Raw genomic sequence first — 26,618 nt, 5'->3', positions numbered from 1 at the left:
CGCTCCGGACCCGGGGACGCATCCGGCGGATGGGGACGGCGGTCGGACCAGGACGGGCGGACCAGGACGGGCGTCAGCCCGGGTACGCGGGCACCGTGCCCGCGCCGAAGCCCGGCACCGACTGCCACACGTCGCCGCCGGCGGTGCTCCCGCCGTCGAGGGGCAGGGTCCAGGTGCCGCCCTGGTCGGACACGACCAGCGGGCGTCCGGGCCGGGCGGCCACGGCGGTGACCGGCGGTGTCAGGTTCGTCGTCGAGAGGGACTCGACGTCCAGGCCGTCGACCGAGGCGAGGGTGACGGGCCGGTCGGCGCGGTTGCCGACGACGACGAGCTGGTCGGTGCGCGTCCAGCCGACGTCGAGAACCTGGTCGAGCGCCTCGGGCCGCAGCTCGGTGACCGACCCGAGCCGGGCGCCGCCGGCGCCGTCGCGGGCGATCGCCGCCACCAGCACGTGGCCCCCGGACACGAGCGCGATCCGGGACCCGTCCGGCGAGATGCGCGCCGCCGACACCGGCCCCACCGCCCCCGGCGACGCGGTGACGCCCGCGGCGGCCAGGGCGGCGGCGTCGACCCCGACGGGCCGTACCGCGCCGCCGGGACCCTGGCGCACGGCCCGCACGACGGTGGTGCCGTCCTGCACCGACCAGACCTCGGCACCGTCCGGGGTCCACGTGGGCCGGGACAGCGAGCGACCCTCGATCCCGCTGACGGCGAGCTCGGAGCCCCCGGCGCCGGTGAGCAGCCGTGCCCGGCGCGCCATCGGGTCGCCGGTCGGGGTGTCCTCGGCGACCACGGCCACGTCGCCCTCGAAGCTCGCCGACGCCGACACGGCGCGGTAGGCACCCCGCCCGGCCGGGCCGCCCGCGGGCTCGCCCGAGAGCAGGCGCAGCGCCCCGCCGTCGGCCACCAGCACCGGCACCTCGGCGTCGCCGGGGCCGCCGACCACCGGGTCCACCGGCAGGTCCGGGCGCCGGGCGACCTCGGGGGGCAGCCCCGCGAGGGTGTCGGCGACGGCGATCTCGGGGGTGCCCGGGAGCAGCGGCTCGCCGTCGACCAGCAGGCGCACCTGCGCGACCCCGATGCCCGCGAGCGTCAGCGTCACCTGCTGGGCGATCTCGCGGCGGCGCGGGTCGTCGAGCGGGCCGGTGCGCGACAGGTCGACCACGGCCGTGCCCTCGGCGGTGAGCGTGACGTCCGAGCGCAGCGAAGTGCCCACCGGCAGCGAGCTCACCGCCGCGCCGGCCAGCGACGCCGACGGCCCGGCGAGCAGGTACTGCAGCGTGCGCGTCGGCACCGACCGCGCCGGGCTCGTCGCCAGGTAGCGCGGGTCGGACACGGGCCCGGCGCGCCGGGTGTCGAGGAACCAGGTGCGCACCGGGCGGGTGTTCGCGCGCAGGTCCGAGCGCCGCACGATCGTGCCCGTCGGCAGCGAGGAGATGCGCCACTGGCCGTTCTGCTCGGTGAGGCCCACGTCGACCTCCACCGGGCGCACGCCGGCGACGAACACGCCCTCCGGGGTGAGGACGCCCAGCGCGGTGGCCCGGATGCGCACCGAGGACTGGCCCACCGGGGCCGGGCGGTCGGTGAACACCGTGTCCACCTGGTCGTTGACGACGACCGGCGCGGCGCCGTCGTCCCAGGTCCCCGCCGCGGCGGGCGTGAGGAAGGCGCGCGCGGCCTGGTGGCGCTCCGCGGTCGACCCCGACGCGAGCACCCAGCCGCGCACGGTCTCGAGCGGACCGGCGTCGCGGGCGGGTCCCGGCGGGGCGGTCGGCTCGGCCGCGTCGCCCACCCGGCGCAGGACGGTGACGTCCGACGACCCGGGCACGGACGCGCAGCCCGCCGCGAGCGCCAGCAGCAGGGCCAGGGCGAGGAGCGTGCGCCTCACCGCGCCACCGACGTGCCCGGGTCGGACGGCGGGGAGGGCTCGGGGAAGGTCACGGCGTCCAGGTCGTCGATCTCGTCGAGGTCGTCGTGCTCGTCGCGCAGGTCGCGGCCGTGGTCCTCGGCGCCGCCGTCGGCCTCGTCGGCGTCCATCGGCGGCAGCGCGGTGCCGGTGGTGGGCGCGGCGTCGTGGATGCCGGGCTCGGCGGCGGCCGGCGCGGCGGCCACGGGCAGCAGCGGCAGGGGGCTGGTGCGCAGGCGCTCGCCGTGGCGCAGCGGCAGCGTCAGCCGGAACACCGCGCCCCGGTCGACCTCGCCCCACGCCTGCAGCCAGCCGCCGTGCAGCCGGGCGTCCTCGAGGCTGATCGCGAGCCCGAGCCCGGTGCCGCCGCTGCGGCGCTGGCGCGACGGGTCGGCGCGCCAGAACCGGTTGAACACCAGGCCCGCCTCGCCGGGCTTGAGGCCGATCCCGTGGTCGCGCACCACCACCGCGAGCGCGCCCTCGCCGGCGGCGAGGCGCACCTCGATCGGCCGGCTCTCGCCGTGGTCGATGGCGTTGGCCAGCAGGTTGCGCAGGATGCGCTCCACGCGCCGGGGGTCGACCTCGGCGAGCACGGGCTCCTCGTCGTCGCCCAGGTCGAGCAGCAGGGGCGTCGCGGTGTCGTCGACGAGGTGCCGGACGGTCTCGGCCGCGCGGCGCACCACCGCGGCGACGTCGACGAGCTCGAGGCCCAGCTCGGCCATGCCGGCGTCGAGGCGGCTGATCTCGAGGAGGTCGGAGAGCAGCGTCTCGAACCGGTCGAGCTCGTCGACGAGCAGCTGCGCCGAGCGGGCCGCGGTGACCTCGGAGGGGTCGACCTGCGCGTGCAGCACCTCGGCGGCCATCCGCACGGTGGTCAGCGGGGTGCGCAGCTCGTGGCTGACGTCGGAGGTGAACCGGCGCTGCAGCGCCCCGAACTCCTCCAGCTGGCGGATCTGCGACTGGATGCTCGCCGCCATCTCGTTGTACGACTCCGCGAGCCGGGCGACCTCGTCGTCGCCGTGCACGGGCATGCGCTCGTCGAGGTGGCCGTCGGCGAACCGTTCGGCGACGTCGGCGGCCTGGCGCACCGGGCGCACGACCTGGCGCGTCACCACCGACGAGATGCCCGCGAGCAGCACGAGCAGCACCCCGGCCGCGAGCGCGAGCGTGCTCTGGACGAGCGCGAGCGTGCGCTGCTCCGCCGAGAGCGGGAAGAGCAGGTAGAGCTGCAGGTTGCGCCCGGCGGTGCGCACGGGCTGGCCGACCACCAGCGTCGGCACCGGCGCCGCCTGCCCCGACGAGGCCACCGTGAGGTACTTCGTGGCGAGGAAGCCCTGGAGCACCGACGCCCGCAGCTGGGGCGGGATGACCTGGGCCGGGCCCGCGCTGATCTCGCCCGTCGTGCCGCCCGGCACGGTGGGCAGCGTGCCCGGGACCGCCCCGAGCGTGTCCGAGCCGGCGATGAGCACCGCGTCGAACGCGCCGGCGTCGCTCACGGGGTCGCTGCCGCGCGTCAGGCCGTTCGAGCCGGCGTCCTGGCCGCTGGTGGACAGCCGGTCGAGGACGTCGTCGAGCACCGCCTGGGCGCCGTCGCGGTCGGGGTCGATGCGGGCGAGGTCGCGCTCGAGGGCCTGGCGGGAGATGTCGGCCTGGATGAGCGCGGCCTGCTCCTTGCCCTGGACGAGCCGGTCGGCGATCTGGGTCTGCAGCACGAGGCCGAGCACGGTGACCACGACGATCGACATCGCCAGGGTCGAGAGCACCACCCGTAGCTGCATCGAGCGGCGCCAGAGCACGCGGACCTGGCCGACGCGCTCGGCCACGAACCGGTCGAGGCGGCGGCGCAGCCCGGTCAGCAGGCCCGCCATGCCCGCACCTCCTGGATCAGGGCGGCCCGGCCTTGTACCCCACCCCGCGCACGGTCAGCACGACCTCGGGGTGCTCCGGGTCGACCTCGACCTTCGAGCGCAGCCGCTGGACGTGGACGTTGACCAGCCGGGTGTCCGCCGCGTGCCGGTAGCCCCAGACCTGCTCGAGCAGCACCTCGCGGGTGAACACCTGGCGCGGCTTGCGGGCCAGCGCCACCAGAAGGTCGAACTCCAGCGGCGTCAGCGGGATGGTGCGCCCGTCGCGGCGCACCTGGTGGGCCGGGACGTCGATCGTGACGTCGCCGATCTGCATCTGCTCCGCGGGCTCGGAGGGGAACTGCCGCAGCCGCGCCCGGATGCGCGCGACGAGCTCCTTGGGCTTGAACGGCTTGACTACGTAGTCGTCCGCGCCGGACTCCAGCCCGAGCACCACGTCCACGGTGTCGGTCTTGGCCGTCAGCATCACGACCGGGACCCCGGACTCCGCGCGGATCGCCCGGCAGACGTCGATGCCGTTCATCCCCGGGAGCATGAGGTCGAGCAGGACGAGATCCGGCGCGCTCTCGCGCAGGGCCGGCAGCGCACCGGGGCCGTCGTTCACGACGGTCGTCTCGAAGCCCTCGCCCTCGAGGACGATCGTCAGCATCTCCGCCAGCGAGGCGTCGTCGTCCACCACGAGGATCCGCGAGGTCATGTCTCAATGGTGTCACTTCTCACCGACGATCCGGAGGCGATATCGCCGGACCTTTCGGTCCCGAGGCGTTCTGCGACGATTGACTCAGCCGTTCGGGTGAGCGCCGCCTGCCCCTCGTCGGCACCCACGACCGACCAGGGCGCGAGCCATGTCCGCGCGACGAGCTGGTCGTACAGATCCGCGCACCGGGCCTGCAGCGCCGCGTCGGACTCGTAACCGTCGGGGGTGCGCGACGGGTCGGCCGCGGCGCGCTCGCGGACCCGCCGGGCGGCCACCTCCCCCGGCACGCGGACGAGCACCTGGGCGTCCGGGGCCGGCACCCCGAGCCGCGCGATCTCGAGGTCGTGCACCCAGGCCACGAACTCCCCGTCGGCGTCCTGCTCCCGCCGCGCCGCCCCGTAGGCGGCGTTGGAGGCGACGTAGCGGTCGACGAGGACGAGGTCGTGTGCCGCGCGGGCGGCGCGCAGCTCGTCGGCGGCGCCCGCCCGGTCGAGCGCGAACAGCACGGCCATCGCGTGCACCGAGGAGCGCAGGTCGCCGTGCGCGCCGTGCAGCGCCTCGCCCGCCAGGCCGGCGTGGACGTCGGCGTCGTAGCGGGGGAACGCGTGCGTGCTGACGCTGGCGCCGCGGCGGGCGGCGGCGTCGGCGAGCGCGGCGACCAGCGTCGCCTTGCCCGCACCGTCGAGCCCCTCGACGGCCACCATCACGCCCACGCCATCACACCCACGCGATCACACCCACGCCGTCCCACCCACGACGGAACCCTATGCGGCGGGCCCGTGGGTCCTGAGCGAAGGGCCCCGTCGCGCGAGTGGACGGGCGAGGGGCGCCCGTCGCCGGCACACCCGCAGGGTCGGTGGCGGCGCCCGCTCCGGTGAGCACGGAGATCAGGAGTGCGTCATGCACCTCGTGGCGCTCCCCGGGGCGTCCAGCGCACTCCTGATCTCCACGGCCCGGCCGTGTCGAGCGGAGGGCCCCTTCGCTCGGCATGGTTCGAGCGAAGGGGCCCTTCGGTCAGGTCGGACGCGCCGCGACAGCGCGCGCTGCCTCAGTAGCGGTAGTGCTCCGGCTTGTACGGGCCCTCGACGTCGACGCCGATGTACTCGGCCTGCTCCTTGGTGAGCTTGGTCAGCTCCGCGCCGAGCGCCTCGACGTGGACCTTCGCGACCTTCTCGTCCAGGTGCTTGGGCAGGCGGTAGACGCCGATCGGGTACTCGTCCGGCTTGGTCCAGATCTCGATCTGGGCGATCGTCTGGTTGGCGAACGAGTTCGACATGACGAAGCTCGGGTGCCCGGTCGCGTTGCCGAGGTTCAGCAGGCGGCCCTCGGACAGCAGGATGATCGAGTGGCCGTCGTCGAACTTCCACTCGTCGACCTGCGGCTTGATGTTGATCCGCGTGGCGCCCGACTTCTCGAGCTTCTCGACCTGGATCTCGTTGTCGAAGTGGCCGATGTTGCCCAGGATCGCCTGGTGCTTCATCCGCTTCATGTGGTCGAGGGTGACGATGTCCTTGTTGCCGGTCGTCGTGATGACGATGTCGGCCTCCTCGATGACGTTCTCGAGGGTGTTGACGTCGTAGCCCTCCATGAGCGCCTGGAGCGCGCAGATCGGGTCGGTCTCGGTGACCGTGACGCGGGCGCCCTGGCCGCGCAGCGACTCGGCCGAGCCCTTGCCCACGTCACCGAAGCCGGCGACGACGGCCTTCTTGCCCGAGATCAGCACGTCGACGGCGCGGTTGATGCCGTCGATGAGCGAGTGGCGGCAGCCGTACTTGTTGTCGAACTTCGACTTGGTGACCGAGTCGTTGACGTTGATCGCCGGGAAGAGCAGCTTGTCCTCGTTGAAGAACTCGTACAGGCGGTGCACGCCCGTCGTGGTCTCCTCGGTGACGCCCTTGATGCCCGACGCGACCTTCGTCCAGTGCTGCGGGTCCTCCTCGAGGCTGCGGCGCAGCGTCGCGAGCACGACCTGGTACTCGGCCGGGTCCTCGGCGGTGACGCTCGGGACGACGCCGGCCTTCTCGAACTCGACGCCCTTGTGGACGAGCATGGTGGCGTCGCCACCGTCGTCCAGGATCATGTTCGGGCCGCGGGTCTCGGCGTCCTTCCACGCGAGCATCTGCTCGGCGCACCACCAGTACTCCTCCAGCGTCTCGCCCTTCCAGGCGAAGCAGGAGATGCCCTTGGGCTCCTCGGGAGTGCCGTGGGGGCCGACGACGACCGCGGCGGCCGCGTGGTCCTGGGTGGAGAAGATGTTGCAGGAGGCCCAGCGGACCTCCGCGCCCAGCTCGACCAGCGTCTCGATGAGGACGGCGGTCTGCACCGTCATGTGCAGCGAGCCGGAGATCCGGGCGCCGTGCAGCGGCTTGGCCTCGGAGTACTCGCGGCGCAGGGCCATCAGGCCGGGCATCTCGTGCTCGGCGAGCCGGATCTCGCGGCGGCCGAAGTCGGCCTCGCCGAGGTCGGCCACGGCGAAGTCGATGCCGTTCTTCTCGGCGTACTTCTCGTTGGCGGTGCCCACTGCGTTCGTCATGACTCCTCGTCTTCTCGGGTGTGTCGGCGGCGACGGACCGTGCGGCCTCGCCCGTGCCCGGGGGCGGTGTCCTCGACCGGCGGACGGGACACGCCGGGAGGTCACGGGACTGAGAGCACGGTCCACCACCATCCAGGCGCCCTTGCGATGGTGCGGACCACTGCCGAGCGTGGCGGACCGGACCGGCCCGTTGCAGCGCCACTCGACAGCTTCCGTTCGCACGAGGTGTGCGATCGATGCCGTGGGAGAAGTCCAGCACAGGCCCCATGGACGGTCAACCGGGACGCGCCCCGCCCGGGGCCGGACGCATGCATCCGGTGAGCCGTCCGCGCAGGTCCGCTCCGGGTCACCACGGAGCGCGTCGGCCGGATCACACCGGGCTCCCCGGGACGCCGACGAGGGGGTGATCCTCCACCCCGGACCGTAGGATGCGTGACCGGAACCACAGACACACCCGGTCATACAGGAGGCCACGGACGTGCTCGGACAGATGCAGGACTACCCGCTCGCCCTGCCGCACGTGTTCCACCGCGCCGAGCAGCTGTTCGCCCACAAGCCGATCGTCGGCGTCGGGGCGGGCGGCACGGTGCACCGGACCGACTACGGGGCCTGGGCCCAGCGGGTCCGGCGGGCCGCGGCGGCCCTCGACTCCCTCGGGGTCTCGGCCGAGGGCCGGGTCGGGACCTTCTGCTGGAACAGCCCGGCGCACCTCGAGCTCTACTTCGCGGTGCCGTGCAGCGGCCGCGTGCTCCACACGCTGAACATCCGGCTGTTCACCGAGCAGCTGATCTACATCGCCAACCACGCCGAGGACGAGGTCGTCTTCGTCGACCGCTCGCTGCTGCCGCAGTTCTGGCCGCACGTCGACGAGATGACCACGGTCCGCAAGGTGATCGTCATCGACGACGGCGCGGACACCGAGATCCCCGACGACGAGCGCGTCCTGCGCTACGACGAGCTGCTCGACTCCGTCGAGCCGTTCGAGGGCCGCTTCGAGATCACGGACGAGAACCAGGCCGCGGCGATGTGCTACACGTCGGGCACCACCGGCAACCCGAAGGGCGTCGTCTACTCGCACCGCAGCTCGGTGCTGCACTCGATCGCCGTGCTGATGGCCGACGTCGCGGGCCTCGTCGAGCGCGACGTCCTGCTGCCGATCGTGCCGATGTTCCACGCGAACGCCTGGGGTACGCCGTACGCGGCGGTGTTCGCGGGCTCCTCGATCGTCTTCCCCGGGCCGAACATGACCCCCAAGGCGATCGCCGGCATCCTGCGCGACCAGAAGATCACCGTCACGGCGGGCGTCCCGACCATCTGGATGGGCGTCCTGCCCGAGCTCTCCGAGGGCGACCTGCCTGACCTGCGCCTGCTGCTCTGCGGCGGGTCGGCGGTGCCGAAGTCGCTGTCCGAGGCGTGGCGCCAGAAGATCGGCCTGCCGATCACGCAGGCCTGGGGCATGACCGAGACCAGCCCGATCGCCACCACCGGGGTGCTCAAGAGCGTCCACGACGGCCTCTCCGACGACGAGCTCGCCGACGTGCGCGCCACGGCGGGCACGCCCTCGCCGCTGGTCGACCTGCGCATCTGCGACCCCGACTCCGGCGAGGTCCTGCCCTGGGACGGCGAGACCTCCGGCGAGCTCCAGGCCGCCGGGCCGTGGATCGCGTCCTCGTACTACCGCAACGAGGACGGCGGCAAGCAGTTCACCGAGGACGGCTGGCTCAAGACCGGCGACGTGGCGGTGATCGACCGCTACGGCTACGTCAAGCTCGTCGACCGCACCAAGGACCTCGTCAAGTCCGGCGGTGAGTGGATCTCGTCGGTCGACCTCGAGAACGAGATCATGTCGATGGAGGGCGTCGCCGAGGCCGCGGTCATCGCCATCCCCGACGAGAAGTGGTCGGAGCGCCCGCTCGCCTGTGTCGTGCCGAAGCAGGGCGTCGAGCTCACCCGCGAGGCGGTGCTCGAGCACATCGCGACCCGCGTCGCGAAGTGGCAGGTGCCCGACGACGTCGTCTTCATCGACGAGGTGCCCAAGACCTCGACGGGCAAGTTCTCGAAGAAGACGCTGCGCGAGAAGTTCGCCGGCCACCAGGCGCCCGCGAAGGCCTGACGGGACACGGGAGGAGGGCCGGTCCGTCGGTGGACGGGCCGGCCCTCCTCGCGTGCGCCTACTGCGGCTGGGTCGGCGGCGCCGACGGGCCGCCCGGGTTGGTCACCGACCCCTCCTCGCCCCGCTCGCGCTTGCCGAGCACGGAGTTGCGGCGCGAGTAGGCGAAGTAGATGAGCACGCCCAGCACCATCCAGACGATGAACCGGATCCAGGTCTCGACGGTCAGGTTGATCATCAGCCACAGGCAGCTGAGCACCGCGAGGGTGGCCACGAGCGGCAGCGCCTTGACGGTGAAGCTGCGCGGCAGGTCCGGGCGGCGGCGCCGCAGGTAGACGGTGCCGACCGCGACGAGCACGAACGCGAACAGGGTGCCGATGTTGACCATCGACTCGAGCTCGTCGATCGGGAAGAAGCCAGCGAGCACGGCGCAGAGCCCGCCGATGATGATCGTGATCGTCACCGGCGTGCCGCGGGAGCCGGTCTGGGCGAGCTTGCGCGGGAGCAGGCCGTCGCGGCTCATCGCGTAGAACACCCTGCTCTGGCCGAGCATGAGCACCATGACGACCGTGGTGAGCCCGGCGAGGGCGCCGATGGAGATCACCGTGGAGGCCCAGTCCGCCCCGACGAGCGAGAACGCCGTGGCCAGCGTGGCGCTGTCCTCGCTGCCGGGCGGGGTGGCGAGCTGGGTGTAGTTGACCATGCCCACCAGCACGAGGGAGGTGGCCACGTAGAGGATGGTGACGACGCCGAGCGAGCCGAGGATCCCGCGGGGCAGGTCCTTCTGCGGGTTGCGGGTCTCCTCGGCGGTGGTGGACACCGCGTCGAAGCCGATGAACGCGAAGAACACCAGCGAGGCGCCGGCGAGCAGGCCGTAGATGCCGAAGGTCGAGCCCTCGCTGCCCGCGATCAGCGACAGCAGCGACGCGTCGGCGCCGCCCCCGCTCTGGCGCTCGCCCCCGGGCGGCGGGATGAACGGGGTGTAGTTCTGCGCCTGGATGTAGAACAGCCCGACCACGATGACGAGCAGGACGACGAGCACCTTGATCGAGGTGATGATCGCGCTGACCCGGCTCGAGAGCTTGATGCCGAGCACGAGGACGACCGTGAGGGCACCGATGACGAGGACGGCGCCCCAGTCGAAGGTCACCGCGCCGAGCTCGATCGAGGCGGCGGAGCTGCTGCCGCCGAACAGCTCGCCCAGGTACTGCGCCCAGCTCTTCGAGACCACGGCCGCGCCGAGGGCGTACTCGAGGATGAGGTCCCAGCCGATGATCCAGGCGATGAACTCGCCGAAGGTCGCGTAGGAGAACGTGTAGGCGCTGCCGGCCACCGGCACCGTCGAGGCGAACTCGGCGTAGCAGAGGCCCGCGAAGCCGCAGGCGATCGCGGCGATCACGAACGAGATCGCGATGGCCGGACCGGTGATGTCGCCGGCCACGCGCGCCGTGATCGTGAAGATACCGGCGCCGATGAGGACCGCGACGCCGAAGATCGTCAGGTCGATGGCGCCGAGCTCGCGCCGGAGCTTGCTGCCGGGCTCGTCGGTGTCGGCGATCGACTGTTCGACGGACTTGGTCCGAAAGAGCCCGCCTTGTTGGGTCGACGTCATGCGCGGTCCTCCAGGGTCCAACCGTGGCGGGAACGAGGGTCGGGCGGGACCCTACGCCCGGGTACGGCCCCGATCAGTACGGAGACGGCCAGAACCGTGACGGCGTGTTCACGTCGGTGCGCCGACCGGACGTGCGCCGGCGTCCGGTCGGTGGAGATCAGCGGGGCGAGGGGTCGAGCGCCTCGTCGACCGGTCCGGCGTCGCTGCGGTCGAGGTCGGGCTCGAGGTACACCAGCCGGGCCTCGGGGACGGCCGCGCGCAGGCGGGCCTCCGCGTTGTCGATCGCCTCGGCCACCACCTCGGTCGACAGCGACGACGACACCGCGATCTTCGCGGCGACCAGCAGCTCCTCGGGCCCGAGGTACTGGGTGCGCAGGTGGATGACCCGCTCGACGGGGCCGCCGACGAGCGCGCCGGTGATCGTCCGGACCAGCGGCGCGCCGGCCCCCTCGCCGATGAGCAGGCTCTTCGTCTCGACGATGAGGATGACCGCGATGACGCCGAGCAGCACACCGATGCAGATGGTGCCCACCGCGTCCCACACCGGCTCGCCGGTCAGCGTGGAGAGGCCGACGCCGCCCAGGGCGAGGATGAGGCCGATCAGCGCGCCGGTGTCCTCGAGCAGCACGACCGGCAGCTCCGGGTTCACCGACTGCCGGATGAACCCCCACCAGGTGGCGTCGCCCTTGAGCTCGCGGGACTCGTGCACCGCGGTGCGGAAGCTGAACCCCTCGAGGACGATCGCCACGACGAGGATGACCACCGCGACGATCGGGGAGGTCAGCTCCTCGGGCGACGAGAGCTTGTGGATGCCCTCGTAGATCGCGAACACCGAGCCGAGGCTGAACAGCAGGAGCGCGACGACGAACGAGTAGAAGAACCGGTCACGGCCGAAACCGAACGGGTGCTCGGGTGTCGCGGCCCGCTTGGCGCGCTTGCGCCCCAGCAGGAGCAGGCCCTGGTTGCCGGTGTCGGCGACCGAGTGGACCCCCTCGGCGAGCATCGACGACGAGCCCGTGACGGCGAAGCCGACGAACTTGGCCACGGCGATGCCGGCGTTGGCCGCCAGCGCGGCGACGATCGCCTTGCCGCCTCCGGATGCGGACACGGAGCCCTCCAGGGTACGAACCGGGCAGATGTGAGGGCGGGGTGAAATCCGCCGACCCGAATCTAACGCCCGCGCCCGCTCCGCTACCCGGCGCCCAACCCGTCCGCGGCGGCGAACGCCAGGGCCGGGCCGCCGACCGGGGCGACCGTGACCGGCCCGTCGCACGCCGGCACCCAGGCGGCGGTGCCGCGCGGGACCTCCTGGCTCTGGCCGCGCGCCGAGCGCAGACGCACCGCGCCCTCGACGGTGATCACGATCCGGGGGCCCTCGATGCCGAGGTCGGCCTCGTCCTCGGCGCCGTCGAACGCGCAGCGGGCGAGGCTGAAGAACTCCGACGGCGAGAACCGCCGGACCGGCCCCGCCCCCTCCCCGGACAGCAGCGTCGGGGCGCCGGGCGAGAAGTCGAGCACGCGGAGCAGCTCGGGGACGTCGACGTGCTTCGGGGTCAGCCCGCAGCGCAGGACGTTGTCGGAGTTGGCCATGAGCTCGACGGCTGCCCCCGCCAGGTACGAGTGGGGCGAGCCCGCGGGCTGGTAGAGGCACTGGCCGGGCGCGAGGGCGACGCGGTTGAGCAGCAGCGCGGCGAGGACCCCGGCGTCGCCGGGGTAGCGCTCGCCGAGGTCGAGCAGCGTGCGGGCCTCGGTGGTGAACTCGCCGCGCTCGCGGGCGTGGGCAACGCAGCCGTCGAGCAGGGCGGGCACCAGCTCGTCGACGGCGCGCTGCGGCAGCGTGATCCAGGTGGTGAACAGCGCGCGCAGGCCGTCGGCGTCGGGCTGCGCGGCGAGCAGCTCGGTGTGGTGGTCGAGCGCGCGCACGTCGAGGGCGCGCAGCAGCCGCACGGTCTCGGCCGGCTCGCGGAACCCCGCCAGGGCGTGGAACTCGGTGAGCGCGCAGAGCAGCTCGGGCTTCGGCAGCGGGTCCGGGTAGTTCCGGTCCGCGGCCGTGCGCGGCACGCCCGCCGCCTCCTCGCGCGCGTAGCCCGCCGCGGCCTGCTCGGCCGACGGGTGCGCCTGCAGGCTCAGCGGCTCCTCGGCGGCGAGCACCTTGAGCAGGTAGGGCAGCCGGTCCGACCAGCGCTGCCGGCGCGACGGCCCGAGCGTGCCCGCCGGGTCGTCGCGCAGGGCGTCGGTCAGCGACCGGGCGTGCTCGCCCGTGAGCTGCGAGGGCTCGTCGCGGTGCGCACCGAGCCAGAGCTCGGCCTGCGGGTGCGGCGACGGGACCTCCCCACCGAGCAGCTCGGCGAGGTGTGTCCGGGAGCCCCACGCGTACGTGCGCACGCTGCCCCTGAGGACCTCCACGTGTCGGTGCCCCTCTGTGGTGTCAGGCGGTCCGGACCCCGGAGGCGCGGGCCCCGAGGGCCAGGCCGAGGTAGACCGCGGTGAAGTCGAGCCGGGTGGCCAGCACGGCGGCGCGCAGTGCGTCCCGCGACGGCCCCTCCCCCGCCAGCTCGACGTCGTCGATCTCCAGGACGTCCGCGCCCGGGTGGCGGGCACCGACGTCGCCGACGAGACGGCGGGTCGCGAGGTCCTCACGCACCGCCAGGAGCACCAGCCGGGGCGGCGGCGCCGCCGGGGCCGGGTCGTCGAAGGGGTCGGCGAAGATCGACGCCTCCCCCGTGCTCTCGACCAGCCGGGCCAGCAGCGCCGGCTGGGCGCCCGCCGCGGCCGCGGTCGTGGCCTGCGCGACCACCCCCGCGTGGGTGGCCAGCACGGTCGCGCCGTACCCCGCGAGCAGGCCCGCGATCGGGTCGGCGCCCCACAGCAGCGGGGTCCGCTCGGCGACCCGCAGCGCGAGGCTCTTGGCGGGGTTGACGAACGCCTCGCCGCGCGGGCCGTCGCGCTCGGCCTCGGCGTCGAGGCGGTCGGCGAGGTCGCCGAGGTCCAGGTCGAGGAGCTCCAGCGCGCCGGCCACGGCCAGGCCGGTCGCGAGCACGGTGGCGGTGTCGAGCCCGTCGGCGTCCTCGCCGGGGACCGCGAGCGTCATCCGCGGCGTCACCGCGAGGGCGCGCCCGGCCCCGGCCGCGGCCGCCGGACCCTCCGCGGGGCCGGTGAGCACGACGTGGGCGCCCCGGCGGACCGCGCGGTGCACCGACTCGGCGACGTCGGCCTCGACCGGGTCGCCCTCGCGCCCGCGGTGGGTCGCGACGACCACGTCGAGCGGGCCGAGCCAGGGCGGCGCCACCCCGCTGACGATCACCGGGAGCGGCGCGGTCGGCGTGAGGAGCGCGGCCATGAGCCGGCAGGCGGACTCGGTGGTGCCGGGCCGGGTCAGGAGCACCAGCGCGCGGGGCCGCAGGCCCGCGAGCTCGCGGGCCACGCCGCCCTCACGGGCGGCCTCCGCGGTCGCCCGGACCTGGGCGCCTGCGGTCGCGACCGCGCGCAGGATGCCGGCGTGGTCGGCGGCCAGCAGGCGTGACTCGTCGGAGAGCAGGGCGTCGTCGAGCATCGCGACTCACCCCTGCGACGACGGGTCCGGCTCCGCTGCGCTGCGCGTCCCGGATGATTGCTCGGGGCCCCCGGTCGCCTCGGACAGCAGGAGCACCGGGATGCCGTCGGTGACCGGGTAGCGCCGGTCGCAGACGGTGCAGGTCAGCACGGGGCTCATGGCGGCCTCCGCGTCCTCGGGCGTGCCCGGGCGCAGCGCGCCGTGGTCGGGCGCGGGGCACGCCAGGATCTCCAGCAGGTCGGGGTCCAGACCGAGCGGCATGGGGTCTCCTCCTCGATCGGGTCAGCCGCGGACGAGGCCGAGGACCTCGTCGCGCAGCGCGGCCACGGCGTCGTCGTCGGCGGCCTCGACGTTGAGCCGCAGCAGCGGCTCGGTGTTGGACGGGCGCAGGTTGAACCAGGAGCCGTCGGGCAGGGTGACCGTCAGGCCGTCGAGATCGTCGGTGGTGACGCCGTCGCGGTCCCCGAAGGTCTGCTCCACCTCGGCCATCACCGCGCGCGGGTCGTCGACCGTCGAGTTGATCTCGCCCGACGCGGCGTAGCGGGAGTACTGCGCCATGAGCTCCGAGAGCGGCCGGTCCTGCTCGCCGAGGGCGGCGAGGACGTGGAGGGCGGCGAGCATGCCGGAGTCGGCGCGCCAGAAGTCGCGGAAGTAGTAGTGCGCCGAGTGCTCGCCCCCGAACACCGCGCCGGTCTCGGCCATCGTGCCCTTGATGAACGAGTGCCCGACGCGCGAGCGCACCGGCGTGCCCCCGGCCTCGGCGACGATCTCGGGGACGGCGCGCGAGGTGATCAGGTTGTGGATCACCGTGGAGCCGGGGTGCTTGCCCAGCTCGCGGGTCGCGACGAGCGCGGTGATGGCGCTGGGGCTGACCGCGTCGCCCTTCTCGTCGACGAGGAACACCCGGTCGGCGTCGCCGTCGAACGCGAGCCCGGCGTCGATGCGCCCGAGCGTGGTCACCTCGCGCTGCAGGTCGCGCAGGTTGTCCGGGTCGAGCGGGTTGGCCTCGTGGTTGGGGAACGAGCCGTCGAGCTCGAAGTACAGGGGGTAGACCTCGATCGGGAGCGGGTCGAGCACGGCGGGCACCGTGTGCCCGGCCATGCCGTTGCCCGCGTCGACGACGATCGACAGCGGGCGGATGCCCGAGAGGTCGACCAGCGAGCGCAGGAAGGCCGCGTAGTCGTCGAGGAGGTCGCGGTGGCTGACCGTGCCCCGCTCGCCGGAGACGTCCGCGGTGACCTCGCCGGGCCCGCGGTCGAGCAGCGCGGCGATCTCGTCGAGACCCGAGTCCTGGCCGACCGGGGCGGCGCCCGCCCGGCAGAGCTTGATGCCGTTGTAGCTCGCCGGGTTGTGGCTCGCGGTGAACATCGCGCCGGGCATGTCGAGCGCGCCCGAGGCGTAGTAGAGCTCGTCGGTGCCGGCGAGGCCGATGGCGACGACGTCGACGCCGAGCGCGGTGACGCCCTCGGCGAACGCCTCGGAGAGCTCGGGCGACGACTCGCGCATGTCGTGGGCGACCACGACGCCCCGGCCGCCGCCGAGACCCGACTCCTCGTCGAGCAGCACGCGCGCGAAGGCCGCCCCCACGTCGCGCACGAAGGTCGCGTCGAGCTGGCTGCCCACCAGGCCGCGGATGTCGTAGGCCTTGACGACCTGGTCGATCACCTGGGCCCGGTCCGGTGCCGCTTGTTGCGTCCCCTGCTGCGCACTGGCCACGTGACCAGCCTATCCGCGCGACCGACCCGCTGCGCCCGCCGGGCGGGCACGTCCGCCGATGGGTGAACGGTGGTCCACGACCGTTCGGTGATCGCCGGGAACGGTCAGGAGGAGGCGGGGTCGGGCAGCACCCGGAGGTGGCCGCGACGGCCCGTCGGCGTGCTCGCGACCCCGCCGAGACCGCTCGCCATCCCCGGCAGCGGGGCCGGCGGCAGCGCCCCGCCGACGCCCGTCCCGGCCGTGACCCGCGGTCGCCCGTCGGCGCCGTCGAGCGGGCGGTCGGCCCGGCCGGCCTCGCGGACGGCCTCGGCGAGGGCGGTGAGGTCGTCGGCGGAGGGCTCCGCCGGGAACTCGCCCTCGTAGCGCACGACCTCCCACCCGCGCGGGGCGGTGAGGCGGACGGCGTGGCGTTCACAGAGGTCGTAGGAGTGCGGCTCGGCGCTCGTCGCCAGCGGACCGACCACGGCGGTCGAGTCCGAGTAGACATAGGTCAGGGTGGCCACGGCCGCGTGACCACACCCGGTCCGTGAGCACTTCCGCACTCCTCGCACGAAGCAGGACAGTAGTCCGCCGAACGGCCCTGATCGCGCAGGCGCGCGGGGCGCGTCGGGCTCGTCCGGGCACGTCGCAGCGTGCCGGGACCGCCCCGCGTAGGCTCCGCGGGCGTGACCAGGAGCGCGAGCCGCCGGAGCAGCACGCCGGCGCCCGGGCCGCGACGGCGGCGCCGCGACCGGCGCGGGCGCGGCCTGCGGATGCCGCTCTACCCGTCGGGCTCCCCCGCGTCCCGCACGCGCGCCGAACGCTTCGACGCCCTGGTGCTCGAGGCCCTCGAGCCGATCGAGGAGCGCTGGAGCACCGAGCTCGCCGACCTCGACGTGGCCGTCGACGACGTGCCGGAGGTGCCCGCGGGCACGCGCTCCCCGGTGGACGACGAGGCCGTGCTCGGCGACGGCGAGGTGCCGCTCGCGCGCCTGGTGCCCGCCGGCATGGACCGGCGCGGCGCCGTGACCCGCGCGCGCATCGTGCTCTACCGCCGCCCGCTCGAGGCGCGCGCGCTCGACGGCGAGGACCTCGCCGACCTGCTCCACGACGTGCTCGTCGAGCAGGTGGCGGGCTACCTGGGCGTCGAGCCCGACACGATCGCGGGCGAGGAGTAGCCGGCTACTCCCAGCTGTGGTGGACGGCCTCGACGTTGTGGCCGTCGGGGTCGCGGAGGAACACCGCGTAATAGCCGGGGTGGTACTCGGGGAAGATCCGCGGCGCGTGCAGCACCTCGGCCCCGTGCGCCAGGGCCGCCTCGTGCACGGCGTCGACCGCCGCCCGGTCGGGCGCGGCGAACGCGAGGTGCAGCTCCTGCTCGACGCCGTGGCCGGGCGCGAGCCAGAAGTCCGCGTGCGCGCCGCCGCCGGAGCGCAGGCCGACGACCTCGGGCGCTCCGGGCGGACCGGTGGGGATGCGCAGGCCGACCTCGAAGCCGAGGGGCGCGAACACCGCGGTGTAGAAGGCGACGGAGGTCTCGACGTCACCACAGGGGAAGCCGACGTGGTCGAACATGCCGCGGAGCGTAGGACCGCCCCCCGACACCGGGGCCGCCCGACAGGCGGGCCGCTAGTCGAGCCGTTTCCTCGACGGCAGCGCCGACAGGGCCGTGAACAGGACGAGCGCCAGCTGCAGCAGGAGGAGCAGGAGCCGCACGGTCTCGTCGCGGTCCACGACGACCGGCCCGCCACCCGGCGGCACGGAGACGCCGACGAGGTGGCCCCAGGCGGGCACGACCTCGGCGGGCGCGCCGCCGACGCTCGCCGACCACCCCGACTCCAGCTCCGCGGCGACCACGAGCAGGCGGCGGTCGGCGCCCGGCGACACGCGCACCGCGACGGTGGGCAGGTCCGAGGGCACCGTCGTCAGCCCGGCGGGTCGCCGCGGAGCCGCGCGGGCCTCGGTCGCGTCGTCGGAGATCGGCGGCTCGAGCAGCACCGCGCCGGCCACGGGCAGCGCCACCCGGGCCGTCGGGCGGCCGTCGGACACCGGCGGGGCGTCGGTGAGCAGCGGCCCGGCGGCGGCGCGCACCGAGCGCGCGGTCGCCGCGTCGGGCAACACGATCAGCCCGGTGCCGCCGGTGGCCAGTTCGGCGACACCCGCCTGGGCGGTGGCCGGATCGCCGGAGAGCAGGGCCTGCACGTCGCGCTGCAGGCGCGCGGGGGCCGCGGCGACCGGGGCGAGGTCGTCGTCGCCGTAGCGCGGCAGCTCGGGCCCGGCGCGGCGGGTGGTGTCCGGGTCGCGGGTCACGACGACGACCCGCGCGCCCGCGGCCGCGAGCTCGCCCGCCGCCTGCGGTGCGAGGGTGGGCGCGGCGGTGTCGGCGAGCGCGCCGGAGCCCCCGCGCAGCACGGTGACCACGGCGAGCGCGGCGACCGCCGTCGCCACCACGGGGACGGCGACGCTGCGCGCCCGGGCGGTGCGGTCGACGCCGGCCCGGCTGCGCGGGCGCAGGCGCCCGGCCAGGCCCTCCATCGCCCCGGCGAGCCGCCCGCCGACGCCGGCGCCGCCGAGGTCCAGCTCGGACTCGCCGCGCCGGGCGGGGCCGCGGTCGACCGGCTCGCGGCGGCCGAGCAGCCGGCCGAGGGGCTCGGTGCGCGCGGCCGCGACCTGCGCGAGCAGGCTCCACAGCGCCCCGCACGCGGCGAGGGCGAGCGCCGGGCCGGTCCAGCCGGGCCGGGCGTCGCCGCCGGCGAGTGGGGGCAGCGCGAACGACCCGACGACGCCCGCGGCGACGATGCCGAGCAGCAGCAGGGCGAGCCCCGGGACCGCGGCCCGCCGCGGCGCGACCAGCGCCACGCCGACCGCCAGCACCACGAGCAGCAGTCCCGCCCAGGGCACGGTCGCGTCGCCGCCGGGGTCCAGTGAGAGGACGTCGAGGTCACCCACGAACCGCTCGGGCACCGGCGACCCGGTGCCGTGCAGGAGCACCTCGGGCGCGGCGAGCAGCACGGTCGGCCAGGGCAGGAGAAGCAGCACGGGCAGCAGGACGATCACGGCGAGCGACATGGCGCGCCGACCGGCCGCCCGCGGCGGCGCGGGCACGAGCACGAACCCGATCACCACGACGACGAGCACCAGCGCGTGCACCAGCGGGGCGAACGCGCTGACCACGCCGAGCGCGAGCGCGGTGCCCGCGGCCGTGCTCCACCACGACCCGCGCCGGCCGCTGACGCGCACGCCGCGCAGCACCGACACCACGCCGGCGAGCACCAGCGGCAGCAGGACCGCGGCGACCACGCCGTCGAGGCGGCCCTGGGCCACCGCGCCCGCGGTGATCCCGAGCAGTGCGTAGACCGCGGCCGCCAGGGCGCGCAGCACCCGGCCCACGCGCAGGTCGCGCGTCGCCAGGTACGCCGAGAGCCCGGCGAGCGGCAGCGCCGCGATCAGCAGGATCGACACGGCCGCCGGCGGGCCGCCCAGCGGGGCGACGGGGCCGCCGAGGGTCCCGACGACGGCGAGCGCGGCGGGGGCGGGCGCGCCGGTGCCGCCCGCGATCGGGTGCCAGCCCGCGAGGTAGGACGACCAGAGCTCGCGCAGCCCCGGGACCTCGGCGATGCGGCCACCGGCCAGGCCGAGCCCGAGGCGGGCGCGCTGGGTGAGGACCGAGACCAGCGTCAGGCCGACGACCAGCAGCAGCGGCGGGGCGAGCAGCAGCTCGCGGGCCACCCGGCCCGGGGTGACGGGGACGTAGACGACGCGCTCACCCTCGGGCGCGGGCCGGGGGTCGCTCGGGCGGATCGGCGCGACGGCCTCGGTCGGCGGCTCCGCGTCCGCGGGGAGACGAAGCGGAGCGGAGCTCGACCCATCCCGTGGCGCCCGCGGGCCGGGGAGCGCGACCGCCAGGGCCTCGCCGGGGCGGCGCAGACCGGCCGTGCGCCGGCGGCGCAGGGCCGCGCCGGCAGGCAGGGCCTCGGGACCGACCGCCGGGCGGCGCTCCGCGGCCTCCTCGGCCTCGCCCGACCGCGCGCCCTGCTCGGCCCACTCGGGCACGCGGCCGAGGTCGAGCTCCTCGCGCAGGCGCCCCCGCACCAGCGACGTCAGGCCGCCGCGCACGGCGTTGCGCAGCCGGGTGGTGCGGCTGGTCAACAGGCCCCGCAGCTCGCGGGGCAGGGCGGTGGCGCCGGTGCCGCGCCGCCGGCGCGCGTCGGCGAGGTCCGCCAGCCCCGGCCCCGAGCCCAGCACGCGGGACAGGCCCGCGAGCTCCGCGCCGGCCGCCCGGGTGCGGCGGACCAGCAGGAACCCGAGCGCGCGCAGCACGGCGAGCACCGGCAGCCGGAGCAGGCCGAGCACGAACGCGGGGCTCGAGCAGTTCGCCAGGAACGTCCGCACGCCGTGGGCGCGGTCGGTGGCGCGGTGGCGCGGGTCGACGCCGGCGGTGTCGAGCGTCCGGGCCCGGGTCGTCAGGCCGCGGGCGTGGCGCAGCCGGGCCGAGGGCGCGCAGAGGACGAGGCCGCCGGCGCGGTTGACGCGCCAGCCGTAGTCGACGTCCTCGCGCAGCAGGCCGAGCGCGGTGTCGTAGCCGCCGAGGGAGTCCCACTCGCGGCGGCGCACGAGCGATCCGGCCGACCCGACCGCCAGCACCTCGGAGTTGGTGGCGAACTGGCCCAGGTCGAGCTCGTCGGCGGCGATCCCGGTCTGCCGGGAGCCGGAGGCGTCGATCGAGACGCCCGCCTCGACGACGAGCCGGGGGTCGTCCCAGTCGAGGCACAGCGGGCCGAGCACCGCGGCGGACGGGGACGTCTCGGCGACCGAGAGCAGGACCTCGAGGCAGTTCGGGGCGGGGGCCGCGTCGTCGTGGAGGACCCAGAGCCAGTCGCCCGAGCCCCGCGGCTCCGTGCGTCCCCAGCGGCGGTCGGCGTCGTCGACGGCGGTGTGCACGGCCTCGGCGAAGCCCGTGTCGCGCGGCATGCGCAGCACGACGTCGACCTGGTTGCTCGACGCCAGGATCCCCGCGGTGCCGTCGGCGGAGCCGGTGTCGACCGCGATCACCCAGCGCGGGCGACGGGTCAGGTGGGCGAGCGCGTCCAGCGTGCCGGGCAGCCAGGCCTCACCGTCGTGGCAGACGAGGACGGCGAGCACCGGCGCCGCGCGCGACGAGACCGTCGGAGAGGGTCGAGCCACGGGCGCCGTCCTTCCCCTCGGGCCACCGTCCGAGGGCGCCCACGCTGCGGTCGGCGTCCGAGACTAGGACCCGCCCCGGTGGGGACCCGGCCCGGGTGTCAGACGGCGCGGCGCTTCAGACGCCGCCGCTCGCGCTCCGACAGCCCGCCCCAGATACCGAAGCGCTCGTCGTGCCCGAGGGCGTACTCGAGGCACTCGCCCCGCACCTCGCAGCTGTTGCAGATCTGCTTGGCCTCCCGGGTGCTGCCGCCCTTCTCGGGGAAGAACGCCTCCGGGTCGGTCTGCGCGCACAGCGCGCGCTCCTGCCACTCCTGCTCGTCCTCGGTCACCATGGCGAGCTCGGACAGCACGTCCCTCAGCCCCGCCTTCGGCGGCCCAAATCCCTCGCTACCCAGCACCACCGACCCGCTCTCCGCACCGTTCACGACGCCTCCCTCGCCTCGACTCCCCCGGCCCCCCGCTGAGCGGACGAGGCGTCGGCCCCGCACCGACGTGTCATCGCGTAGGAATTACACCGGTGTCGTTCCATCCGGGTCAAGCCGGGGGCCCCGTGTGGCCGCATGTCGCGACGACCGGTCGTCACGTGCGGTGAACGTCATGCGCTATCCGTAGCAATACACAACAGGTTCGCTACCCGGCTGCTCCGTCCGGCCCCATCGCGTCGGGGACACTGGTCGTGTGGCTCCCCGCGTGTCCCGGCTGCGATCGCCGGTCAGCCCCATCTTCCTGGTCCTCGTGGCCCTCACCGCCGCCGGGGGTGCGCTGACACTGCTGCCCGCCGAGGGCGCGATCGTCGGCGGCACCGTCCTGCTGGTGCTCGCCGGGTGGGCCGTGTCGCTGTGCCTGCACGAGTTCTCCCACGCCCTGACCGCCGACCGCTGCGGCGACCACTCGGTCCGGGGCCTGGGCTACCTCACCCTCGACATCCGCCGCTACGCGAACATCGGGCTGACGCTGGTGCTGCCGCTGCTCTTCCTCGTGCTCGGCGGCATCCCGCTGCCCGGTGGCGCGGTGTGGATCCAGCGCTCGGCGCTGCGGTCGCGCCCGGCGATGAGCGCGGTGTCGATCGCGGGGCCGATCGCCAATCTGGTGCTCGCCGGCGTGATCGCGCTCGCGCTGGCGCTCACCTCGCCGCCGCTGCCGCTCGCCGCCGCGCTCGCGTTCCTCGGTCTGATCCAGGTGCTGACGTTCGTGCTGAACCTGCTGCCGGTGCCGGGCCTCGACGGCTGGGGCGTCATCGACCCCTACCTGCCCTACGGCACGCGGGCCGGCGCGGCGCGGATCGCGCCCTACGCCCCGCTCGCGATCATCCTGCTGCTCTTCCTGGTGCCCGGCGCCTCGGCGGTCCTGTTCCTCGTCGCCGACGCCCTGTTCACCCTCGTCGGCGGCGACTCGCTGCTCGCCGCGGTGGGGCAGGACCAGTTCATCTCATTGTTGCGCTGAGACTCATTGTTGCGCTGAGACGGAGCAACGGCGTCGACCATCGGGCCGACCCGCCGGGCGCCGATGTCGGGGCCGGGGAGCACGATGGGTGGGGAAGCAGTCCCAGGAGCGGGGAGAGGAGCACCCGGTGCAGGTCACCGTTCTGGTCGGGGGCGTCGGGGGCGCCCGCTTCCTGCAGGGCGTCAAGGCCGCCGCGGGCCCGGGCGACACCATCCGCGCGGTGGTCAACGTCGGCGACGACATCTGGCTGCACGGGCTGCGGGTGTGTCCCGATCTCGACACCTGCATGTACACGCTCGGCGCGGGCATCGACACCGAGAAGGGCTGGGGGCGGGCGAAGGAGACGTGGTCGGTCCGCGAGGAGCTCGAGGCCTACGGCGCCGACCCGACCTGGTTCGGCCTGGGCGACCGTGACGTCGCGACCCACCTCGTGCGCACGCGGATGCTGCGCGCCGGCTTCCCGCTCTCGCAGGTCACGGCCGCGCTGTGCGACCGCTGGCAGCCCGGGGTCGAGCTGATCCCGGCGAGCGACGACCGCATCGAGACCCACGTCGTCGTCGACGACCCCGCGGACGGCGCGCGCCGCGCGATCCACTTCCAGGAGTGGTGGGTGCGCCACCGCGCCGCGCTGCCGGCTCACTCGTTCGCCTCGGTGGGCCGCGACCAGGCCACCGCCTGCCCGGACGCGCTCGCCGCGGTCGCCGCGGCCGACGTCGTGCTCGTCGCGCCGTCCAACCCCGTGGTCAGCGTCAACACCATCGTCGACGTCCCCGGCATGCGCCCGGCCCTGACCGCGGCGCCGGGCAGCGTGGTCGGGGTGTCGCCCATCGTCGAGGGGCACGCGGTGCGCGGCATGGCCGAGGCGTGCCTCGCCGCCGTCGACGTCCCGGTCAGCGCCGAGGGCGTCGGGCGCTGGTACGGCTCGCGCCGCACCGGCGGGCTGCTCGACGGCTGGCTCGTCGCCCCCGGCGACGGCGCCGAGGTCCCGGGCGTCGAGGTCCGCGAGGTGCCGCTGATGATGACCGACCCGGACACCACGGCGGCGATGGTGCGCGCGGCGTACGAGGTCGCGGGTGTCTGATCACGCCGCGGGCGGCCTGACCCTCTGGGGTGTCACCGGGCTGCCCGAGTTCCGCCCCGGCGACGACCTCGCCGCGGCGCTGGCCGCGGCGCTGGACGGGACGCTCGCCGACGGCGACGTCCTCGTCGTCACCTCGAAGGTGCTCTCGAAGGTCGAGGGCCGCCTCGTGCGCGTGCCCGCCGACCCCGAGGCGCGCGACACCGCCCGGCGCGCGCTCGTCGACCGGGAGACCGTCCGGCTGCTGGCCACCAAGGGCCGCACCAAGATCGTCGCCAACGCGCTGGGCATCGTGCAGGCGGCCGCCGGGATCGACGCGTCGAACGTCGCCGGCGACGAGGTGGCGCTGCTGCCCGAGGACCCGGACGCCTCGGCGGCCGCCCTGCGCGCCGCGCTGCGCGCACGGCTCGGGGTGGACGTCGCCGTGGTCGTCACCGACACCATGGGCCGCACCTGGCGCACCGGCCAGACCGACGCCGCCATCGGCGCCGCGGGACTCCGGGTCGTGCACCCCTACGGCGGCGCGGTCGACGCGCAGGGCAACGAGCTGGTCGTCACCGAGGTCGCCGTCGCCGACGAGGTCGCCGCGGCCGCCGACCTGGTCAAGGGCAAGCTCGGCGGCGTGCCGGTCGCCGTCGTGCGCGGCCTGCCGGCGGCGCTGCGCTCGGAGACCGCGCGGGGCGCCGACCTCGTGCGCCCGGTCGAGGAGGACCTCTTCTGGCTGGGCACCGACGAGGCCCTGGCGCGCGGGCGGCGCGAGGCGGTGCCGGCCCGGCGCTCGGTGCGCGCGTTCGCCCCGGACCCCGTGGACGCCGACGCGCTGCGGCGCGCCGGGGCCGCGGCGCTCACCGCGCCCGCCCCGCACCACACGCGCCCGGTGCGGTTCGTGCACCTCACCTCGCCGTCGGTCCGGACCCGGCTGCTCGACGCGATGGCCGACGCCTGGCGCGCCGACCTGCGCGGCGACGGGTTCGCCGAGGACGCGGTCGCCCGCCGGGTGGCGCGCGGGGACCTGCTGCGCACCGCCCCCGAGGTCGTGCTGCCGTTCCTCGTCCCCGAGGGCGCCCACGCCTACCCCGACGACCGGCGGAACGCCGCCGAGCACACGATGTTCACCGTCGCCGGCGGGGCCGCGGTGCAGGGGTTCCTCGTGGCCCTGGCCGCCGAGGGGCTGGGGTCGTGCTGGGTGTCCTCGACGATCTTCGCGCCGGACGTCGTGCGGGCCGAGCTCGCGCTGCCGGCGACGTGGGAGCCGCTCGGCGCGGTCGCGGTCGGGCACCCGGACTCCGTGCCGCCCCCGCGCGGCGAGCTGGGCGTCGACGACCGGTGGGTGGAGATCGGATGAGCACGCGCGACACGGAGCGAGGCGGAGCCGGCGCATGAGTACACACGAGCGCACCCTCGCCGCGGGCGTCCGCGCCGCCGTCACCACCGCCGCGGCGCACGCCGACGCCCGCGCGGTGCTCGACCGCTGGCGCCCGGCGGCCCGCGAGATCGACTCGGTGCGGCTGGCGCTGCTGTCCTACCTCGACGCCCGCCCCGACGCGTGCTCGCGCTCCTGCGCGCCGGGTCACCTCACGGCCTCCACGCTCGTGCTCGACGCCACCGGCGAGCGGGCGTTGCTGACGCTGCACCCGCGGGTCCACGCGTGGATCCAGCTGGGCGGGCACATCGAGCCCGACGACGCGACCCTCGCCGGCGCCGCGCTGCGCGAGGCGACCGAGGAGTCCGGCATCGAGGGCCTCGTGCTCGACCCCGAGCCGGTGCACGCCGAGGTGCACGCCCTGACCTGCTCGCTGGGGGTCCCGACCCGCCACCTCGACGTCCGCTTCGTCGCGCACGCGCCGCCCGGCGCGGTGGAGGCGATCAGCGAGGAGTCGCTGGACCTGCGCTGGTGGCCGCTGGCGGAGCTGCCCGACGAGGTCGCGTTCGGGCGCGCGCTCGCCTGACCGGCGCGGTTCAGTACGTCCGGTAGTCCTTCGGCGAGAACCGCGGGCCGAAGCGCGGGCGGCGGAAGCCCGAGGCCTCGATGTAGCGCACGGCCCGCTGGCGCTGGGGCGCGTAGCAGGCGAGGACCTCGAGCATCCCCGCGTCGTCGAGCTTGCGGCCCACCAGCGCCCAGCCGACCGTCGAGGGGATGTGGAAGTCGCCGACGCTGACCGCGTCCGGGTCGCCCCAGGAGCGCTGCGCCACCTCGGCGGCGGTCCAGATGCCGACGCCCGGGACCTTCTGCAGCAGCGCCCGCCCGGCCTCGCCGCGCATCTCGGCGGCCTTCTCGAGGCGGTGCGCGACGGTGGCGCAGGCGAGGATCGCGCGGCGGCGGCTCTGGTCGACGCCGGCCCTGTGCCACTCCCAGTCGGGGATCTCCCGGATGCGCCGCGGGGTCGGCGGCAGCTTCATCGGCCGCGGCGTCGGGCCCGGCGCGTCCTCGCCGAACCGCCAGCACAGCTCGCGCCACGACCGGCGCGCCTCGATGCCGGTGACCTTCTGCTCGAGGATCGCGGGCAGCAGCTGGTCCCACACCGTGCGCGTGGCGCCCAGACGCAGGCCCGGCATGCGGCGGCGGGTCTCGGCGACCAGCGGGTGGTGCCCGACGAACCCGGCGTCGTCGTCCTCGGCGCCCAGCAGCGCGGGCACCCCGTCGACGATCCACGCCGCACCCGGCCCCCAGGCCCGCGCGCGGACCTCGCCGTCGCGGCGGGAGAGGGCGAGCGTCGCCGGGCCCTCGGGGGTCGGCGTGGCGCGCCAGAGCGCCCCGGACCCCCCGGTCGGGCTCCGCGTCGCCGCGTCTCCGCCCTCGGCGCCGTCGAGCTCCGTGTGGAACGTCGGGTCGCCCTTGCCGCGACGCAGCGGGGAGACGAGCGCCCGCACGTCGAGCACGAAGTCGGGCCGCCAGACCCGCTCGGCCTCCGGCGCGGCGACCGCAGTCGACCGTCCGGCTC

General features: G+C 75.3%; 22 protein-coding genes and 1 riboswitch. Of the genes, 6 read left to right on the top strand and 16 right to left on the bottom strand.

The annotated features are described in order from the left end of the window. Positions 1 to 73 precede the first annotated feature (73 nt). The 5 genes from PHK61_RS16550 to ahcY form a co-directional block, all read right to left on the bottom strand. Entirely contained in the window at positions 74 to 1,888 is a 1,815-nt protein-coding gene (locus tag PHK61_RS16550) for an LpqB family beta-propeller domain-containing protein (protein ID WP_274282097.1), read from the bottom strand. Continuing rightward, the gene (mtrB, locus tag PHK61_RS16545; protein WP_274282096.1) at positions 1,885 to 3,774 is read right to left on the bottom strand and encodes an MtrAB system histidine kinase MtrB; all 1,890 of its coding nucleotides are present in this window, start codon (positions 3,772 to 3,774) and stop codon (positions 1,885 to 1,887) included. The genes PHK61_RS16550 and mtrB overlap by 4 nt, the downstream gene beginning before the upstream one ends. A 16-nt stretch (positions 3,775 to 3,790) precedes the next feature. Continuing rightward, on the bottom strand, positions 3,791 to 4,468 hold the full coding sequence (gene mtrA / locus PHK61_RS16540; RefSeq protein WP_274282095.1) for an MtrAB system response regulator MtrA: 678 nt from the start codon (positions 4,466 to 4,468) through the stop codon (positions 3,791 to 3,793). Next, positions 4,465 to 5,181, bottom strand: coding sequence for a dTMP kinase (locus tag PHK61_RS16535; protein WP_274282094.1), 717 nt, complete (start codon positions 5,179 to 5,181; stop codon positions 4,465 to 4,467). The genes mtrA and PHK61_RS16535 overlap by 4 nt, the downstream gene beginning before the upstream one ends. A gap of 335 nt (positions 5,182 to 5,516) precedes the next feature. Beyond that, entirely contained in the window at positions 5,517 to 7,001 is a 1,485-nt protein-coding gene (gene ahcY, locus PHK61_RS16530; protein WP_274282093.1) for an adenosylhomocysteinase, read from the bottom strand. A gap of 127 nt (positions 7,002 to 7,128) precedes the next feature. Then, positions 7,129 to 7,211, bottom strand: a riboswitch (S-adenosyl-L-homocysteine riboswitch). Between the two features lie 268 nt (positions 7,212 to 7,479). Here ahcY and PHK61_RS16525 point away from each other — a divergent pair. Continuing rightward, the gene (locus PHK61_RS16525; protein ID WP_274282092.1) at positions 7,480 to 9,114 is read left to right on the top strand and encodes a long-chain fatty acid--CoA ligase; all 1,635 of its coding nucleotides are present in this window, start codon (positions 7,480 to 7,482) and stop codon (positions 9,112 to 9,114) included. Positions 9,115 to 9,172: 58 nt separating this feature from the next. On the opposite strand, the gene PHK61_RS16520 is transcribed toward PHK61_RS16525, so the two are convergent. From PHK61_RS16520 to PHK61_RS16490, 7 genes are all read right to left on the bottom strand, one after another. After that, a complete protein-coding gene (locus PHK61_RS16520; RefSeq protein ID WP_274282091.1) occupies positions 9,173 to 10,723 on the bottom strand; it encodes an amino acid permease in 1,551 nt (516 codons plus the stop codon). A 157-nt stretch (positions 10,724 to 10,880) separates the two neighbouring features. Further along, positions 10,881 to 11,831, bottom strand: coding sequence for a cation diffusion facilitator family transporter (locus PHK61_RS16515; protein WP_274282090.1), 951 nt, complete (start codon positions 11,829 to 11,831; stop codon positions 10,881 to 10,883). Positions 11,832 to 11,914: 83 nt separating this feature from the next. Beyond that, positions 11,915 to 13,129, bottom strand: a complete 1,215-nt coding sequence (gene manA, locus PHK61_RS16510) for a mannose-6-phosphate isomerase, class I (RefSeq protein WP_274282089.1) — start codon at positions 13,127 to 13,129, stop codon at positions 11,915 to 11,917. A gap of 22 nt (positions 13,130 to 13,151) precedes the next feature. Continuing rightward, on the bottom strand, positions 13,152 to 14,276 hold the full coding sequence (locus tag PHK61_RS16505) for an SIS domain-containing protein (RefSeq protein ID WP_274282088.1): 1,125 nt from the start codon (positions 14,274 to 14,276) through the stop codon (positions 13,152 to 13,154). Between the two features lie 6 nt (positions 14,277 to 14,282). Next, positions 14,283 to 14,537, bottom strand: a complete 255-nt coding sequence (locus PHK61_RS16500; protein WP_274282087.1) for a Trm112 family protein — start codon at positions 14,535 to 14,537, stop codon at positions 14,283 to 14,285. Between the two features lie 21 nt (positions 14,538 to 14,558). After that, positions 14,559 to 15,941, bottom strand: coding sequence for a phosphomannomutase/phosphoglucomutase (locus PHK61_RS16495; protein WP_274282209.1), 1,383 nt, complete (start codon positions 15,939 to 15,941; stop codon positions 14,559 to 14,561). Positions 15,942 to 16,096: 155 nt separating this feature from the next. Beyond that, on the bottom strand, positions 16,097 to 16,534 hold the full coding sequence (locus tag PHK61_RS16490) for a DUF3499 domain-containing protein (protein ID WP_420791404.1): 438 nt from the start codon (positions 16,532 to 16,534) through the stop codon (positions 16,097 to 16,099). Between the two features lie 210 nt (positions 16,535 to 16,744). Between PHK61_RS16490 and PHK61_RS16485 the strand changes: the two genes are divergently transcribed. Further along, positions 16,745 to 17,149, top strand: a complete 405-nt coding sequence (locus PHK61_RS16485) for a metallopeptidase family protein (RefSeq protein ID WP_274282208.1) — start codon at positions 16,745 to 16,747, stop codon at positions 17,147 to 17,149. A gap of 4 nt (positions 17,150 to 17,153) precedes the next feature. Here PHK61_RS16485 and PHK61_RS16480 read toward each other — a convergent pair whose 3' ends face one another. From PHK61_RS16480 to PHK61_RS16470, 3 genes are all read right to left on the bottom strand, one after another. Then, positions 17,154 to 17,546, bottom strand: coding sequence for a VOC family protein (locus tag PHK61_RS16480; RefSeq protein WP_274282085.1), 393 nt, complete (start codon positions 17,544 to 17,546; stop codon positions 17,154 to 17,156). A gap of 54 nt (positions 17,547 to 17,600) precedes the next feature. Next, complete coding sequence (locus PHK61_RS16475; protein ID WP_274282084.1) at positions 17,601 to 21,155, bottom strand: glycosyltransferase family 2 protein; 3,555 nt, start codon at positions 21,153 to 21,155, stop codon at positions 17,601 to 17,603. A gap of 98 nt (positions 21,156 to 21,253) precedes the next feature. After that, entirely contained in the window at positions 21,254 to 21,487 is a 234-nt protein-coding gene (locus tag PHK61_RS16470; protein ID WP_133825325.1) for a WhiB family transcriptional regulator, read from the bottom strand. Between the two features lie 346 nt (positions 21,488 to 21,833). On the opposite strand from PHK61_RS16470, the gene PHK61_RS16465 reads away from it, so the two are divergent. From PHK61_RS16465 to PHK61_RS16450, 4 genes are all read left to right on the top strand, one after another. Continuing rightward, positions 21,834 to 22,598, top strand: a complete 765-nt coding sequence (locus PHK61_RS16465) for a site-2 protease family protein (protein WP_274282083.1) — start codon at positions 21,834 to 21,836, stop codon at positions 22,596 to 22,598. A gap of 127 nt (positions 22,599 to 22,725) precedes the next feature. Continuing rightward, positions 22,726 to 23,679 carry a 2-phospho-L-lactate transferase gene (gene cofD, locus PHK61_RS16460; RefSeq protein WP_274282082.1) on the top strand — a complete coding sequence of 318 codons (954 nt, stop codon included), beginning with the start codon at positions 22,726 to 22,728 and terminating at the stop codon, positions 23,677 to 23,679. Continuing rightward, the gene (locus PHK61_RS16455; protein WP_274282081.1) at positions 23,672 to 25,021 is read left to right on the top strand and encodes a coenzyme F420-0:L-glutamate ligase; all 1,350 of its coding nucleotides are present in this window, start codon (positions 23,672 to 23,674) and stop codon (positions 25,019 to 25,021) included. Before cofD ends, PHK61_RS16455 begins: the two co-directional genes overlap by 8 nt. 34 nt (positions 25,022 to 25,055) lie before the next feature. Further along, positions 25,056 to 25,625, top strand: a complete 570-nt coding sequence (locus PHK61_RS16450; protein WP_274282080.1) for an NUDIX hydrolase — start codon at positions 25,056 to 25,058, stop codon at positions 25,623 to 25,625. A 10-nt stretch (positions 25,626 to 25,635) separates the two neighbouring features. Here the strand turns inward: PHK61_RS16450 and PHK61_RS16445 are convergent, their stop codons facing one another. Then, positions 25,636 to 26,556 carry a DNA-3-methyladenine glycosylase family protein gene (locus tag PHK61_RS16445; RefSeq protein WP_274282207.1) on the bottom strand — a complete coding sequence of 307 codons (921 nt, stop codon included), beginning with the start codon at positions 26,554 to 26,556 and terminating at the stop codon, positions 25,636 to 25,638. Between the last annotated feature and the right edge of the window lie 62 nt (positions 26,557 to 26,618).

Origin of the sequence: Actinomycetospora lutea (assembly GCF_028737205.1) — a bacterium.
Taxonomy (GTDB): domain Bacteria; phylum Actinomycetota; class Actinomycetes; order Mycobacteriales; family Pseudonocardiaceae; genus Actinomycetospora; species Actinomycetospora lutea.
The sequence above is the reverse complement of the archived record's forward strand: the minus strand, read 5'-3'. Positions and strand labels throughout refer to the sequence as shown.